The 15235-nt window shown below is 69.6% G+C and carries 14 protein-coding genes and 1 pseudogene; 8 read left to right on the top strand and 7 right to left on the bottom strand.

The features are described 5' to 3' along the window. From ACZ3IC_RS22890 to ACZ3IC_RS22865, 6 genes are all read left to right on the top strand, one after another. Positions 1-765 carry an IclR family transcriptional regulator gene (locus ACZ3IC_RS22890; protein ID WP_467418631.1) on the top strand — a complete coding sequence of 255 codons (765 nt, stop codon included), beginning with the start codon at positions 1-3 and terminating at the stop codon, positions 763-765. A 262-nt stretch (positions 766-1027) separates the two neighbouring features. Beyond that, on the top strand, positions 1028-1819 hold the full coding sequence (locus tag ACZ3IC_RS22885; RefSeq protein ID WP_467418630.1) for an MIP/aquaporin family protein: 792 nt from the start codon (positions 1028-1030) through the stop codon (positions 1817-1819). Positions 1820-1875: 56 nt separating this feature from the next. After that, positions 1876-3411, top strand: coding sequence for a glycerol kinase GlpK (glpK, locus tag ACZ3IC_RS22880; protein ID WP_467418629.1), 1536 nt, complete (start codon positions 1876-1878; stop codon positions 3409-3411). A gap of 5 nt (positions 3412-3416) precedes the next feature. Further along, a complete protein-coding gene (locus ACZ3IC_RS22875) occupies positions 3417-5027 on the top strand; it encodes a glycerol-3-phosphate dehydrogenase/oxidase (protein WP_467418628.1) in 1611 nt (536 codons plus the stop codon). A gap of 89 nt (positions 5028-5116) precedes the next feature. Beyond that, entirely contained in the window at positions 5117-5344 is a 228-nt protein-coding gene (locus tag ACZ3IC_RS22870) for a hypothetical protein (RefSeq protein ID WP_467418626.1), read from the top strand. 51 nt (positions 5345-5395) lie between these two features. Then, the gene (locus ACZ3IC_RS22865; RefSeq protein WP_467418624.1) at positions 5396-6067 is read left to right on the top strand and encodes a FadR/GntR family transcriptional regulator; all 672 of its coding nucleotides are present in this window, start codon (positions 5396-5398) and stop codon (positions 6065-6067) included. Positions 6068-6193: 126 nt separating this feature from the next. Here the strand turns inward: ACZ3IC_RS22865 and ACZ3IC_RS22860 are convergent. Continuing rightward, positions 6194-6568, bottom strand: a pseudogene (locus ACZ3IC_RS22860) (fuconate dehydratase); the annotation flags it as partial. Between the two features lie 254 nt (positions 6569-6822). Between ACZ3IC_RS22860 and ACZ3IC_RS22855 the strand changes: the two are divergent. Next, complete coding sequence (locus ACZ3IC_RS22855) at positions 6823-7905, top strand: PAC2 family protein (RefSeq protein WP_467418622.1); 1083 nt, start codon at positions 6823-6825, stop codon at positions 7903-7905. 344 nt (positions 7906-8249) lie between these two features. Here the strand turns inward: ACZ3IC_RS22855 and mshC are convergent, their stop codons facing one another. From mshC to ACZ3IC_RS22835, 4 genes are all read right to left on the bottom strand, one after another. Then, positions 8250-9479 carry a cysteine--1-D-myo-inosityl 2-amino-2-deoxy-alpha-D-glucopyranoside ligase gene (gene mshC, locus ACZ3IC_RS22850; protein WP_467418621.1) on the bottom strand — a complete coding sequence of 410 codons (1230 nt, stop codon included), beginning with the start codon at positions 9477-9479 and terminating at the stop codon, positions 8250-8252. Between the two features lie 153 nt (positions 9480-9632). After that, positions 9633-10487 (bottom strand): SCO1664 family protein, encoded by an 855-nt coding sequence (locus ACZ3IC_RS22845; RefSeq protein ID WP_467418619.1) that lies wholly within the window; start codon positions 10485-10487, stop codon positions 9633-9635. Next, positions 10451-11041, bottom strand: a complete 591-nt coding sequence (locus ACZ3IC_RS22840) for a DUF3090 domain-containing protein (RefSeq protein ID WP_467418617.1) — start codon at positions 11039-11041, stop codon at positions 10451-10453. The genes ACZ3IC_RS22845 and ACZ3IC_RS22840 overlap by 37 nt, the downstream gene beginning before the upstream one ends. A gap of 105 nt (positions 11042-11146) precedes the next feature. Beyond that, positions 11147-11857, bottom strand: a complete 711-nt coding sequence (locus tag ACZ3IC_RS22835) for a histidine phosphatase family protein (protein WP_467418615.1) — start codon at positions 11855-11857, stop codon at positions 11147-11149. Positions 11858-11916: 59 nt separating this feature from the next. Between ACZ3IC_RS22835 and corA the strand changes: the two genes are divergently transcribed. Further along, positions 11917-12912, top strand: coding sequence for a magnesium/cobalt transporter CorA (gene corA, locus ACZ3IC_RS22830; RefSeq protein WP_467418614.1), 996 nt, complete (start codon positions 11917-11919; stop codon positions 12910-12912). A gap of 25 nt (positions 12913-12937) precedes the next feature. Here corA and ACZ3IC_RS22825 read toward each other — a convergent pair whose 3' ends face one another. Both ACZ3IC_RS22825 and ACZ3IC_RS22820 read right to left on the bottom strand, forming a co-directional pair. Continuing rightward, complete coding sequence (locus tag ACZ3IC_RS22825) at positions 12938-13726, bottom strand: ferritin-like domain-containing protein (protein ID WP_467418612.1); 789 nt, start codon at positions 13724-13726, stop codon at positions 12938-12940. Positions 13727-14061: 335 nt separating this feature from the next. Further along, complete coding sequence (locus ACZ3IC_RS22820; RefSeq protein ID WP_467418610.1) at positions 14062-15111, bottom strand: LLM class F420-dependent oxidoreductase; 1050 nt, start codon at positions 15109-15111, stop codon at positions 14062-14064. Positions 15112-15235 lie beyond the last annotated feature (124 nt).

Here is a 15235-nt window from a genome sequence, read left to right as displayed (position 1 = left end):
ATGGCCAAAAACATCCAGTCACTGGAGCGGGCGGCGGCGATGCTGCGCCTGCTGGCAGGCGGCGAGCGCCGACTGGGGCTGTCGGACATCGCCTCTTCGCTGGGCCTGGCCAAGGGCACCGCACACGGCATCCTGCGCACGCTCCAGCACGAGGGCTTCGTCGAGCAGGACACGGCGTCCGGCCGCTACCAGCTGGGCGCCGAGCTGCTGCGTCTGGGCAACAGCTATCTGGACGTCCACGAGCTGCGGGCACGCGCGCTCGTCTGGACGGACGACCTGGCCCGCTCCAGTGGCGAGAGCGCCCATCTGGGGGTACTGCACCAGCAGGGTGTCCTCATCGTCCACCACGTCTTCAGGCCCGACGACAGCCGGCAGGTCCTGGAGGTCGGGGCGATGCAGCCACTGCACTCCACGGCCCTGGGCAAGGTGCTGTCGGCGTACGACCCGGTGGCACACACCGAGGCCCTGGAGGCCGAGCGGCAGTCCTTCACGCCGCACACCGTCACCGACCCGGAGGAGTTCGAGGCGATGCTCGACCTGATCCGGGCCCGCGGCTGGGCGGCGGACGTGGAGGAGACCTGGGAGGGCGTGGCCGCGGTGGCCGCCCCGATCCACGACCGACGGCGGATGCCGGTCGGCGCGGTGGCCGTGACGGGCGCGGTGGAGCGGGTCTGCGCTGACGGGGAGCTGCGCCCCGAGCTGATCGCCGCAGTGCGGGACTGCGCCCGCGCGGTCTCCAGGGATCTGGGCGCTCGGCGCTTCTGACCGCCGTGGCGGGCGGTCGTCACCGGCGGCCCGTCGCGGCGGGCTGTCGGTAACGATCGAGTTATAGGCCACACAACCCTTGACGCCCTCTTCACCTGGGGGAAACACTGCCGTTCAGCGGTCGGCATTGTCGAACGCCTAACGGAAATAGGCGTTAGGGTGTGACAGCGCCAAGGGCCGGAAAACGCCCTCCCATGTGGGCGCGGACCACCGGAGGGACCCGGGGTTCGGCTTCCCTGGACGAAGGACAAAGGAGTCGCGGGTGTCCAGCTCCGACATCTTCATCGGCGAGACCATAGGTACCGCCGTACTCATCCTGCTCGGCGGCGGTGTCTGTGCAGCCGTCACTCTGAAACGCTCCAAGGCACAGAACGCCGGCTGGCTCGCCATCACCTTCGGGTGGGGTTTCGCCGTGCTGACCGGCGCTTATCTGGCCGGTGGCGTTTCCGGCGCGCATCTCAATCCCGCAGTCACGATCGGTCTCGCGATCAAGGGCGGCACCGAGTGGAGCGACGTACCGCTGTACCTCGGCTCCCAGCTGCTCGGCGCGATGATCGGCGCGGTGCTGGTCTGGCTGACGTACTACGGGCAGTTCCGGGCGCATCTCACCGATCCGGAGATCCTGGGCGGCCGACCGGGTGAAGAGGCCATGGTCGACCAGGCCGCGGCCCCGAAGGCGGGCCCGGTGCTGGGCATCTTCTCCACCGGCCCCGAGATCCGCAATGCCGTGCAGAACCTCGCCACCGAGGTCATCGCCACCGTCGTGCTCGTCCTGGCGATCCTCACCCAGGGCCTCAATAACGACGGCAACGGCCTGGGCACGCTCGGCGCTCTGGTCACCGCTCTGGTCGTCGTCGGTATCGGTCTCTCGCTCGGCGGGCCGACGGGTTACGCAATCAACCCGGTTCGCGACCTCGGTCCGCGTATCGTGCACGCGCTGCTGCCGCTGCCGAACAAGGGCGGTTCCGACTGGGGCTACGCATGGATCCCGGTCGTCGGACCGCTCATCGGCGGCACGATCGCGGGCGGGCTCTACAACGTCGCCTTCGCCTGAGCCGTGGCGTACAGAGCCGTAGCCCTCAAGACCACACAGACTTCCGGGAGCACACCGTGACCGACGCACACACCACCGGCCCGTTCATCGCGGCCATCGACCAAGGCACCACCTCCAGCCGCTGCATCGTCTTCGACAAGGACGGCCGGATCGTCTCCGTCGACCAGAAGGAGCACGAGCAGATCTTCCCGAAGCCGGGCTGGGTCGAGCACAACGCGGCCGAGATCTGGGAAAACGTCCAGGAGGTCGTCGCCGGAGCCATCGTCAAGGCGGGCATCACCGCCGCCGATGTGAAGGCGATCGGCATCACCAACCAGCGCGAGACCACACTGCTCTGGGACAAGAACACCGGTGAGCCCGTCCACAACGCCCTTGTCTGGCAGGACACCCGCACCGACGCGCTCTGCAAGGAGCTCGGCCGCAACGTGGGCCAGGACCGCTTCCGCCGCGAGACCGGTCTGCCGCTCGCCTCGTACTTCGCGGGCCCCAAGGTCCGCTGGCTGCTCGACAACGTCGAGGGGCTGCGCGAGCGCGCCGAGCGCGGCGACATCCTCTTCGGCACCATGGACTCCTGGGTCATCTGGAACCTGACCGGTGGCACCGATGGCGGCGTCCATGTCACCGACGTCACGAACGCCTCGCGCACCCTCCTGATGAACCTGCACTCCATGGCCTGGGACAGCAGGATCCTCGCGTCCATGGAGATCCCGGCGGCCGTGCTGCCCGAGATCCGTTCCTCCGCCGAGGTGTACGGCACCGCCAAGGGCGGCGTCCTGGACGGTGTCCCGGTCGCCTCCGCGCTCGGTGACCAGCAGGCGGCCCTCTTCGGCCAGACCTGTTTCTCCGAGGGCGAGGCCAAGTCCACGTACGGCACCGGCACCTTCATGCTGATGAACACCGGTGAGACGCCCGTCAACTCGTACAACGGACTGCTGACGACCGTCGGTTACCGGATCGGCGACCAGAAGCCGGTCTACGCCCTGGAAGGCTCCATCGCCGTCACCGGCTCGCTGGTGCAGTGGATGCGCGACCAGATGGGCCTGATCAAGTCCGCGGCCGAGATCGAGACTCTGGCCTCCTCGGTCGAGGACAACGGCGGTGCGTACTTCGTGCCCGCCTTCTCGGGTCTGTTCGCCCCGTACTGGCGCTCCGACGCCCGCGGCGTCATCGCCGGTCTGACCAGGTACGTCACCAAGGCGCACATCGCCCGTGCCGTCCTGGAGGCCACCGCCTGGCAGACCCGCGAGATCACCGACGCCATGACGAAGGACTCCGGTGTCGAGCTCGCCGCCCTGAAGGTCGACGGCGGCATGACCTCCAACAACCTGCTGATGCAGACGCTCGCCGACTTCCTTGACGCACCCGTGGTGCGGCCCATGGTCGCCGAGACGACCTGCCTCGGCGCCGCCTACGCCGCCGGTCTCGCCGTCGGCTTCTGGCCGGACACCGACGCGCTGCGCGCCAACTGGCGCCGGGCCGCCGAGTGGACACCCCGCATGGCCGCGGACACCCGCGACCGCGAGTACAAGAGCTGGCTCAAGGCCGTGGAACGGACCATGGGCTGGATCGAAGACAGCACAGTCGAGGAGTAATCACCATGACCACCCTGCAGAGCGTCCCGGCACTCGGGACACACCCGGCCTCCGGCTCCCTTCCGAGCCGTGCCGAGACTCGGGAGCAGCTGTCCAACGCGGCGTACGACCTCCTGGTGATCGGCGGCGGCATCCTGGGCATCTCCACCGCCTGGCACGCCGCGCAGTCCGGGCTGCGGGTGGCCCTGGTGGACGCCGGTGACTTCGCCGGCGCCACCTCCTCCGCATCCTCGAAGCTGCTCCACGGCGGTTTGCGTTACCTGCAGACCGGCGCGGTGAAGCTGGTCGCGGAGAACCACTTCGAGCGGCGCGCGGTGTCCCGTCAGGTCGCCCCGCACCTCGCCAATTCGCTCACCTTCTACCTGCCGGTCTACAAGGGCGGCCCGCACGGCGCGGCCAAGCTCGGCGCCGGTGTATTCGCGTACTCGGCGCTCTCCGCGTTCGGTGACGGAGTCGGGCATGTGATCAGTCCGGCGAAGGCGCAGCGCGATGTGCCGGAGCTGCGTACGGACAATCTCAAGGCCGTCGCGGTCTACGGCGACGACCAGATGAACGATGCCCGGATGGCGCTGATGACGGTCCGCGCGGCCGTGGACGCGGGCGCGGTCGTCCTGAACCACGCGGCGGTGACCGGCCTGCGGTTCACCAAGGGGCGGGTGACGGGCGCCGACCTGGCGGACCGCACGGACGGCACGGAGTTCGGCGTCGACGCCCGCCTCGTACTGAACGCCACCGGCCCGTGGGTCGACCACCTGCGCAAGATGGAGGACCCGAACGCGGCGCCTTCGATACGTCTGTCCAAGGGCGCGCACCTGGTGCTGAAGCGCACCCGTCCCTGGAAGGCCGCGCTGGCCACCCCGATCGACAAGTACCGCATCACGTTCGCCCTGCCGTGGGAGGACATGCTGCTGCTCGGTACGACGGACGAGGAGTACGAGGGCGATCCGGCGGACGTCGCGGTCAACGAGAAGGACACCGCACAGATCCTGGACGAGGCTGCGTTCTCCATCAAGGACCAGCAGCTGTCGCGCGATCTGATCACTTACTCCTTCGCGGGTCTGCGGGTGCTGCCCGGTGGCCCGGGCGACACGTCCAAGGCCAAGCGCGAGACGGTCGTGACGGAGGGCCGCGGCGGGATGCTGTCGGTCGCGGGCGGCAAGTGGACGACGTTCCGCCACATCGGCCGTACGGTGATGAACAAGCTGGCCGCGCTCCCCGGGCACCCGCTCGCAGAGGACATGGAGCCGATCTCGCGCCTGCCGAAGAAGCTCCCGCTGCCCGGCATCGCCAATCCGAACGCGGTGGCGCACCGGCTGCTGGTCGACGGCGGTACGCCCGGTCCGCGCATGGCCGCCGACACGGCCCGGCATCTCGCCACGCACTACGGCTCGCTCTCCTTCGACATCGCACGCCTGGCGAACGAGAACCCGGCGCTGGCCGAGCGCATCCACCCGGACGCGCCGGAGATCTGGGCACAGGTCGCCTACGCGCGTGATCACGAGTGGGCCGAGACGGCGGACGATGTGCTTCGCCGCCGGACGACTCTGACGATCCGTGGCCTGGCGACGGACCAGATCCGGGCCGATGTCGAGTCCATGCTCGGCGACCGGAGCTGACGGGGTCGTACACATGCGGATGGGCGGCTTCCTCGGGGGGAGCCGCCCCATCCGTATGTCCGGCGGACAAAATCCTCTGTCGGCACGAGGTGTACGGGCGTGACTTCCAGTCGATCGGTGTGGACGGCTTCGCGCTGAGCCGACCCGAGCAGACCGGGACGCTGCAACGGCTCGCACAGGACATCGCTCCGGTGGTACGGCATGAGGCGCCGTCCGCGCTCCGGGGCCGGCCCCGGGCGACCGATGACCGCGCGGTGGTCGCGTACCGGGACAGTCTGCGGCAGACCTGGTTCATCCGCCTCTTCCGACCCGCATAATGAAGAGATACATCGGATGTCTGATTCCAGTCCGGATCCAGGAGGACCGTCATGGCTGTCACCGACGAGGCGATCGAGAAGATCAAGGGGATGATCGTCTCGGGTGCGCTACGGCCCGGCGACCGGCTCCCCAAGGAGAGCGAACTCGCGGCGGAGCTGGGGCTCTCCCGCAACTCGCTCCGGGAGGCGGTGCGCGCCCTGTCCCTGATCCGCATCCTCGATGTGCGACAGGGCGACGGCACCTATGTGACCAGCCTCGATCCGCAGTTGCTGCTGGAGGCGCTGAGCTTCGTGGTGGACTTCCACCGCGATGACACGGTGCTGGAATTCCTCGCGGTCCGCCGGATTCTGGAACCGGCCGCGACGGCAATGGCAGCCACCCGCATCAACGAGGCCCAACTGGACGTACTGAGTGCGCAGTTGGACGCCCTCGGCGCGCAGCCCTCGGTGGAGGAGCTGGTCGCCTGCGATCTGGAGTTCCACCGCGGCATCGTGCAGTCGTCCGGGAATTCGGTGCTCTGCTCGTTGCTCGACGGGCTGTCGGGGCCGACGACACGGGCGCGGGTCTGGCGCGGTCTGACGCAGGAGGACGCGGTCAGCCGCACGCTCCTTGAGCACCGGGCGATCGTGTCGGCGCTGCGGGACCGGGATGCGGAGGCCGCACGGGCGTGGGCGACGGTGCATGTGGCGAGCGTGGAGAAGTGGTTGCGGTCGACGCTGTAGCGCCATGACCCTTCCGCGTACCGAGGCCGTGCCGCGACCCGCCTTTCGCATTCCGGCCAGGGCCTCGCCCAATGCCGTGTTGCCGCTGGCCGCGGTGCCGGCGAGGCCGAGCACCTCGCCGGGGCGGACCGCGCCGGCCGCCATGTGCATCACACCCTTCTCGGGGCCGAGCCAGCGCAGTTGGGAGTCGTGGGTGAGCTCGCGGTGCAGTGCGGCGAGGTCGGCCGCGGTACGGGGCACCGGGCGCCCCACCACGTACGGGCGCAACGCTTCGATGGCGGCGGCCATCACCTCGTTGCCGCACCCGATGGTGAAACAGAAGCCATGTCCTTCGATGCCGGTGTCGTCACGGTCCGAGCCGTCGGCGCTGTGCAGGGGGGCGGTACTCAGTACGACATAGGCAGCCGAGTAGTCGGGGTTCATGGCGTCCGAGCCGTCCAGTTGTTCCGAGGTCGGAAAACGGATGTCGTGGACCTCGAAATCCGTGACGGTCTCGCTTATGTGCGCCCCCAGGGGAATAACATCGGACCTCTGCTCTGGTCATCCGATGTATAGCGTCACGAAGGCCCCAACGTCCAGGGTTGGGTCGAAATTGACGGGACACAGCTCGGATGTATTCAGAGAATGATGCTGATTCGACCGCCGATGCGCCCCCGTGACACAGGTTCACCCAGCTCTGCACAGGGGCTGCGGCGAGAGTGGCCGGAAGCCGTAAGGTTGGTGCGTACGCAAGTGAACTTCGGAAGGAGGCCTGGGTGATCGAGCTCGAGGGAGTTCCCGAGCTGATCGACCCGGTCATGGTGGCCGCGTTCGAGGGGTGGAACGACGCAGGTGACGCCGCCTCCACCGCGGTCGCGCACCTGGACCGGGAGTGGAAGGGCGAGGTGTTCGCGGCGCTGGACGCCGAGGACTACTACGACTTCCAGGTCAACCGGCCGACGGTCTGGCTGGACGGCGGGGTACGCAAGATCACCTGGCCGACCACCCGGCTCTCCGTGGTCCGCATCGGCGGGGAAAAGCCCCGCGATCTCGTCCTGGTCCGAGGCATCGAGCCGTCCATGCGCTGGCGCTCGTTCTGCAACGAGATCCTGGGCTTCGCCCATGAGCTGGGCGTGGAGATGGTGGTGATCCTGGGCGCATTGCTCGGCGACACCCCACACACCCGCCCGGTGCCGGTCAGCGGGGTCACCTCCGACCCGGATCTGGCGCGGACCATGGACCTGGAGGAGACCAGGTACGAGGGTCCGACAGGCATCGTCGGCATCCTCCAGGAGGCCTGCACGCACGCGGGCGTGCCCGCGGTGAGCCTGTGGGCGGCGGTGCCGCACTACGTGTCGCAGCCGCCCAACCCGAAGGCCACCCTCGCGCTGCTGAACCGCCTGGAGGACCTCCTCGGACTGCGCATCCCGCTGGGCGAACTGTCCGAGGACGCGCGCGCCTGGCAGCTGGGCGTCGACCAACTGGCCGCCGAGGACAGCGAAGTGGCGGAGTACGTGCAGACGCTGGAGGAGGCCCGGGACACCGCGGAGCTTCCCGAGGCGAGCGGCGAGGCCATCGCCCGGGAGTTCGAGCGCTATCTGCGCCGCAGGGACGTCGGTCCGGGCCAGGCGCCCGGCGGACACGCTACGGAGAGCAGCGACGCCTCGTATCTGCGCGACACCTCCAGCGGCCGCACCCGTCCGCCGAAGCCGGTCCGGCCGGAGACCGGGGGCGAGACGGCGCCCGGCTCGCCGCCCGCGAGCGGGCCGGATCGGCAACCACCGGCCGGCAAGGAAAACGAGGACAGCGACGGCGACGACGGCCCACAGGGTTCGTCGGAGGATTCCTCGGAGGATTGAGGGGACCGGTGGAGCGCCGGGCGGGGACGTACCCGCCCGGCGCTCCTGTGCTGTCCCGGGCCGTTCAGGAACAGGTGAACCGCGCCGCGGCCCAGTCCCCGTGGTCAGTGTCCGGTTCGGCGGCTCCGGCCTGGGCGGCAGGCGGGCCCCGCGAAGACGGGGAGCAGGCCCCGGCAAAGCTGCAACTGCCGCCGTTCTGATGCGCGTTGATAATTGCATAGAGCGTTCTGGCGCAAATTCGAGCACTTGAGCACGAACAAAACGGAACCGGCCCTGAGCTTCGTTCGAGAAGTCCAAGGCCGGCTCATCGGAGGGAGATCAGCGGGGCGTCCCCGCGCGCGGCACTACAGCGCGACGCCCAGCAGCGCGTCGGCGGTGCGCGAGACGAGGCCGGGTGCGCCCTCGTCCGTACCGCCCTCGGCGTTCTGGCGCTCGGCCCAGCGGTCAACGGCGGCCAGGGCGGCCGGTGCGTCCAGGTCGTCGGAAAGGGCCTCGCGGACCTCCTCGACCAGGGCCTCGGCAGGCAGCCCGTCGGGCCGGGAGACGGCGGATCGCCATCGCCCGAGCCGCTCCACCGCGTCGGCGAGCACCTGGTCGGTCCACTCCCAGTCGGACCGGTAGTGGTGCGACAGCAGGGCGAGGCGGATCGCCGCCGGGTCCACGCCGTCGCGGCGCAGCGTCGAGACGAAGACCAGGTTGCCCTTGGACTTGGACATCTTCTCGCCGTCCAGGGCAACCATTCCGGCGTGCACATACGCCTGGGCGAACGGGTGCTCGCCGGTCAGCACCTGGGCGTGCGAGGCACCCATCTCGTGGTGCGGGAAGGCGAGGTCGGACCCCCCTCCCTGGATGTCGAAGCCCATGCCGAGGTGGTCCAGAGCGATGGCGACGCATTCGATGTGCCAGCCGGGCCGGCCGAGGCCGAGCGAGGCCCCGTCCCAGCTCGGCTCGCCCTCACGGGCGGCCATCCAGAGCATCGGGTCGAGCGGGTTCTTCTTGCCGGGGCGCTCCGGGTCGCCGCCGCGCTCGGCGGAGAGCAGCCGCATCGCCTCGGCGTCGAGGTTCGAGACCCCGCCGAAGTGCGGGTCGGTCTCGACGGAGAAGTACACGTCCCCGTCGAGTTCGTAGGCGGCGCCGGCGTCCCGGAGCCGTTCGACGAGCGGAACGATGCCCGGTATCGCCTCCACGGCACCGATGTAGTGCTGCGGCGGGAGCATGCGCAGGGCAGTCATGTCCTCGCGGAACAGGGCCGTCTCGCGCTCGGCGAGCTCGGTCCAGTCCTGACCGTCGCGCACGGCCCGCTCCAGCAACGGGTCGTCCACATCGGTCACGTTCTGGACATAGTGAACCTGCCGCTTGGTGTCGAGCCACACGCGCTGAACGAGGTCGAACGCGTTGTAGGTCGCCGCATGACCCATGTGGGTCGCGTCGTACGGCGTGATGCCGCAGACGTAGATACAGGCGACGGGACCGGGGTCAAGAGTGATCCGTCCGCCGGTCGCGGTGTCGTGGATCCGAAGGTCGCGGCCCTTGCCAGGCAGGGCGGGGACCTCAGAAGCGGGCCAGGCATGCATGCCACGAGCGTAACCGGATGCATGTTCCGGATACGAACCGGATGCCGGATCTTGGCCGAAGAGGCGGTCTTGCGCGGCGTGGGTTCGTCTGCTGGGGTACGGAGGCTCAGCTCTCTTACCCCGCTCCTCAATCGCTGGAGTGGCTTGACTTCGTCATACCGGTGGCCAGGGGATCGACGGCCACTCACCGCTCGGCTCCGGATGCCGCCCCGACGCCCTCAGCCCCTCCACGCGCCCCCGCAACGCCTCGATCTCGACCGCGGTGATCAGCTCGCCCAGCCGGGTGACGAGCCCGGTCCCCGGCGCCAGCTCCGCAGCCAGCCGGTCCACGACCTCGACGGCCTCGGCCGTCAACGGCTCCCCCGCCCATCCCCACAGCAGGGTGCGCAGCTTGTCGTCGGCGTTGAAGGTCACGCCGTGGTCGATGCCGTAGAGCCGGCCATCGGGTGCGGGCAGCAGATGGCCGCCCTTGCGGTCACCGTTGTTGATCACCGCATCGAGGACGGCCATCCGCCGCAGTCGCGGATCGTCCGCGTGGACCAGCAGGGCAGTCTCGCCCTCCCCGACCTCGGCGCGGGCGACGGCCTTCCAGCCCTCCTCGGGCTCCTCGTCCTCGACGAGGGCGAGGAGCGGGGGCTGACCGTCCTCTGAGGGTTCGTCGCTCTCCGGCGCCGCTTCGATCCACAGCTGGCACATGCCCTCGCCGTACGGCCCGTCCCGCAGCACGGTGGGCGGTATGAGCCCCCACCCGGTCGCCTCGGAGATCTCGTACGCGGCCACCTCACGCCGGGCGAGCGTGCCGTCGGGGAAGTCCCACAGGGGCTGTTCCCCGGCCACGGGCTTATAGGCGCATGTCACCTCTTCGCCCTCGTGGGCGACCGTGCAGTAGAGCACCGCGTTGGACGCCCCACGGACCTGACCGCGGACGGTGAGCCGGCCCTCGGTGAGCAGGGTGACCAGCTCGGTGCCGGTCAGGCTCCGCGACGGTACCCGTTCTGGCGCGGGCATACGTGTCCTTCCGGGTCGAGCGGCAGGCTGCACAGCGGGCACGGCGGGCGCCCGGCGTTGACGACGTCCAGGGCGCGCTTGGCGAAAGCCCGGGCCTGTGCGCCGCTGAGGCGGACCCGGAGCATCGGCGGACCGTTCTCCTCGTCCTGCAGCAGCCGCTCCTCGGCCTCCGCGAGATCCTCGTCGGAGTCCACGTCCAGCTCGACCAGCGCCTGCGCCTCGACGATCATGCGCTGTTCCTCGCCGTCCCAGGCGAGCGCCATCGTGCCGACCCTGAACTCCTCCTCGACGGGCACGTCGAGGGGTGCGGTGTCGGTGACATCCATGGGTGCCACGACAGGCACCGGAGAGTTTCCGCCGGTCCGCCGCACCACCTCGTCGAGCAGTTCGTCGATGCGCTCGGCGAGCGCGGCGACCTGGGTCTTCTCCAGGGCCACGCTGGTGACACGTCCGCCTGAGGAGGCCTGCAGGAAGAACGTACGACGTCCAGGCAACCCGACCGTACCGGCCACGAAACGGTCCGGGGGGTCGTAGAGGAACACCTGACGGGACACGTCCTGTCTCCCTTGAGAATTGACGGCGGATAAGGGGCAGTCGGGGTCCGGGGGATTCCCCCGGGAATGGCGCCTACGGCGCGTCCACCCTACTGCGCAATGCGATCACGGCGCCCCAGCGCCGCCCCCGACCGCCGCGTCCGCCGCCGTGGACCGTTCCGGGTCCGTTCCGGCGGCATGCTCGCGCGGCGCCAGCGCGGCGAGGTCACCCGTGTCGCCGAGCCGCAGCAGGAAGGGCCGCAGCCTGGTGTAGCGGATCGCGGTGACCGAACAGGGGTCGGCATGGATCCGCTGGAAGAGGTCGAGATGCATGCCGAGCGCATCGGCGACGAGGGCCTTGATGATGTCGCCGTGCGAGCACATCACGTAGGCGGCGTCATCTCCGTACTCGGCCTCGATTCGTGCGTTCCAGTCCCGTACGGCGTCGACGGCGCGCGCCTGCATGGCGCGCAGGGACTCACCGCCCGGGAACGCCGCGGCCGACGGATGCTGCTGCACGACACTCATCAGTGGTTCGTCGGTGAGTTCCGCCAGCTTGCGCCCCGACCAGTCGCCGTAGTCGCACTCGCTGATCCGCTCCTCGGTGTGCAGCACCAGGTCCGGCCGGGCGTCGAGCAGCGGTCGCAGGGTCTCCCGGCAGCGCTGCAGGGGGCTGCTGACGGCAGCGGCGAGGGGCAGCTCGGCCAGCCGTTGGGGCAGCGCCGCGGCCTGTGCGGCGCCGCGCTCGTCGAGCGCGACACCGGGGGTGCGTCCCGCGAGGACCCCGGCCGTGTTGGCGGTGGAGCGTCCATGGCGTACGAGGATCAGGGTGGGCATACGGGCCAGCGTAAGCCGCTGCCGTCGATGAAGTGCGTCAGGGACCGGAGCAGGGAAGAATGCGCGCCGTGATTGTGGACTGTGCCATCTACCGGGACGGGCGCCGTGCCGAGGGCCCCGCCGACCTCTCCGATGCCCTCGCGGAGGCACGGGCCACCGGGGACGCGTTTCTCTGGATCGGGCTGTACGAGCCGACGGAGAGGGAGATCGAACGCGTCAGCAGCGAATTCGGACTTCATCCGCTGGCCGTGGAGGACGCCCTGAGTGCGCACCAGCGGCCCAAGCTGGAGATGTACGACGACTCGCTCTTCGCGGTCATCAAGCCGGTGGTGTACGAGCACCTGAGCGACACGGTCACCACCGACGAGCTGATGGCCTTCATCGGCGATTCGTTCGTCGTGACGGTCCGGCACGGGGAGGGTGCGCCGCTCGCCGCGGTACGCCGCCGTCTGGAGTCCGAGCCGGAGGTGCTCAAGCACGGGCCGACCGCGGTGCTGTACGCGATGAGCGACGCCGTCGTCGACCACTACATGGAGGTGGCGGGCGAACTCCAGGTCGACCTGGAGGAGCTGGAGACCGAGGTGTTCGCGCCGACCGGCAGCGGGGACACCAAGAACACCGCGTCCCGCATCTACACCTTCAAGCGCCAGATCATGGAATTCCGCCGTGCCGCAGGACCGCTGAGCGCCCCCATGGCCCGTCTGGCGAGCGCGGACGTGCCGTTCGTCCACGAGCACTCGCAGCCGTTCTTCCGCGATGTGAGCGACCATCTGACCCGCGCCAACGAGTCCGTGGACGGGCTGGACCGGCTGCTCTCCGACATCCTCTCGGCGCATCTGGCCCAAGTGGGTGTGCGGCAGAACGACGACATGCGCAAGATCTCGGCCTGGGCGGCGATGGCCGCCGTACCGACCATGGTGGCGGGGATCTACGGCATGAACTTCGAGCACATGCCGGAGCTCGGCTGGGTGTGGGCCTATCCGGCGGTGATCGTGCTGATGGGCTCCGCGGTCTTCGGCCTGTACCGGCTGTTCAAGAGCCGCGGCTGGCTCTGACGGACGGCCCGGCACGGCGCCCGGATCAGACGAACTCCGGCGCCTGCGTCGCGGGACCGCCCAGCGCGTCGCGCCGCTCGGGCGACTCCAGGCTCACCATGCGCCGCCACCCCACGAGCCGTTCGTACGCGTAGGCCCCATGGATCCCGGCGGCCAGCACCGCCGCCTTGGCCCGGGGCCAGTGCAGGATGCGGCCCATGTGGTCCATCACGGCGAGGCTGACGTCGCGGTACACCCGGATCTCGGCGAGCGCGCACGCGCGCAGGATGCGCTGGATCGTACGGCCATGTCCGAGGCGGGCGAAGCGGAGCAACTCCTCGTGGCAGTACGCCAGGTGATTGTCCTCGTCGTTCGAGATCATCTTCACCGCGTGGCCGAGGTCGGGGTGGTCGGCGAAGTACTTGCGCAGCAGCGCCATCTGCTCGGAGGCGCGTTGTTCGGTGACCCGGCTGTGGGCGAGATAGGTGATGATGTCACGCTCGGAGAGCGGCTCGTCGCGCCCCAGCTGCTCATGGGCGAGGCCGATGCCGTGCTTCTCCAGCAGCATCGTGTAGTCGGTCTCCTGCGGAACCTCGACCGGCTGCAGCCCGCGCTTCTTCAGCAATGAGTTGAAGATCCGGCCGTGCTTGTCCTCGTCGGCTCCGTGCCGCGCGATCTTGGGGGCCAGGGCCCGCTGGCTCTCGGGCACGAGGGCCGCGATACGGCCGTTCTCCCAGCCGCCCTGGGACTCGCCGCTGGCCGCGATGGAACAGAACAGCCGGAACGACTCGTCTTCGTCGAGAATCTCCTGGAACAGGTTCCTTGGCGAGAGCATCACTGCCACCTCCGTACCGGCATCCGCCGATCGACAGTCAAATGCGACACGCCCACCCGGGCAACAGGAACGCCCTTCGGCTACGCCGGACGGGGCTGCGAGGGGCTTGGAGGACTCTCGGCCCGCCCGGCGACATCCCCGGCCCGTCCGGCGTTCGGGGACGGATCCCTCGCTCCGGTGACCCGCACCGAACCGCACGCCCACAGGCGTAACCGCACGGCCCCGAACACGTTGTTCCGCGTGACGGCCGTGGCGGGGAGGACCCCCGAGCCCCCACCACGGCCGTAGCACCGTCCAGGAAGCCCCAGGAATCCCGGGCCCTGGGACCGCCGCGCTTACGCGAGCCCGGAGCGCTCCAGCGCATCCGTACCGGCCCGCAGAGCCGTGATCCGCTCATCGAGCGTGAACCCGGCCGGGGCCAGAGTCAGCGTCGTGACCCCCGCCGCGGCGTACGCCTGCATCCGCTCGGCGATCCGCTCGACCGAACCGAGCAGCGTGGTCTGGTCGATGAGCTGGTGCGGCACAGCGGCAGCGGCACCGTTCTTGTCGCCGGACAGATACTTGTCCTGGATCTCGACCGCCTCCTTCTCGTACCCCATGCGCTGCGCGAGCTGGTTGTAGAAGTTCTGCTTGCGGCTGCCCATGCCACCCACGTACAGCGCGGTGTACGGACGGAACATGTCCGCGAGACCGTTGACGTCGTCACCGACGGCGAGCGGCAGGGTCGGGCACACGTCGAAGCCCTCCATGGTCCTGCCGGCCTTCTCGCGGCCCGCCCGCAGGTACTTCACGGCGGTGTCCTCGAGGTGCTCCGCGGAGGGGAGGATCAGCAGCGCGCCGTCGGCGATCTCGCCGGTCTGCTCCAGGTTCTTCGGGCCGATCGCGGCGATGTAGAGCGGGATGTGCTCACGCTGCGGGTGGACGGTGAGCTTGATGGGCTTGCCCGGGCCGTCCGGCAGCGGGAGCGTCCAGTGCTGTCCCTCGTACGACAGCCGCTCACGGGTCATCGCCTTGCGGACGATCTCGACGTACTCCCGGGTGCGGGCCAGCGGCTTGTCGAACTTGACGCCGTACCAGCCCTCGGAGACCTGCGGTCCCGACACGCCGAGGCCGAGCCGGAAGCGGCCGCCGGAGAGCGAGTCGAGGGTGGCGGCGGTCATCGCCGTCATCGCGGGCTGGCGGGCCGGGATCTGCATGATCGCGGAGCCGACGTCGATGGATTCGGTCTGGGCGGCGACCCAGGAGAGCACGGTCGGCGCGTCGGAGCCGTATGCCTCGGCCGCCCAGCAGACGTCGTAACCGAGCCGGTCGGCCTCCTGGGCGACGGCGAGGTTGTCGCCGTCCATTCCCGCGCCCCAGTAACCGAGATTGATGCCGAGCCGCATAGCCGCTCCCCTTACTGATCAGTAACGTCCCTGAGCTCCGGACTCTAGCGCGCGGCAACGGGTTCCGGCAGGGGCGACGTGGTGCCGGGTTGTCCACAGGCTTCCGCCGAGTGGGGCTCTGGCC

Source organism: Streptomyces sp. NPDC002958 (assembly GCF_055563255.1).
Note: the sequence above shows the minus strand (reverse complement) of the source record. Positions and strands in the feature narration are given on the sequence as shown.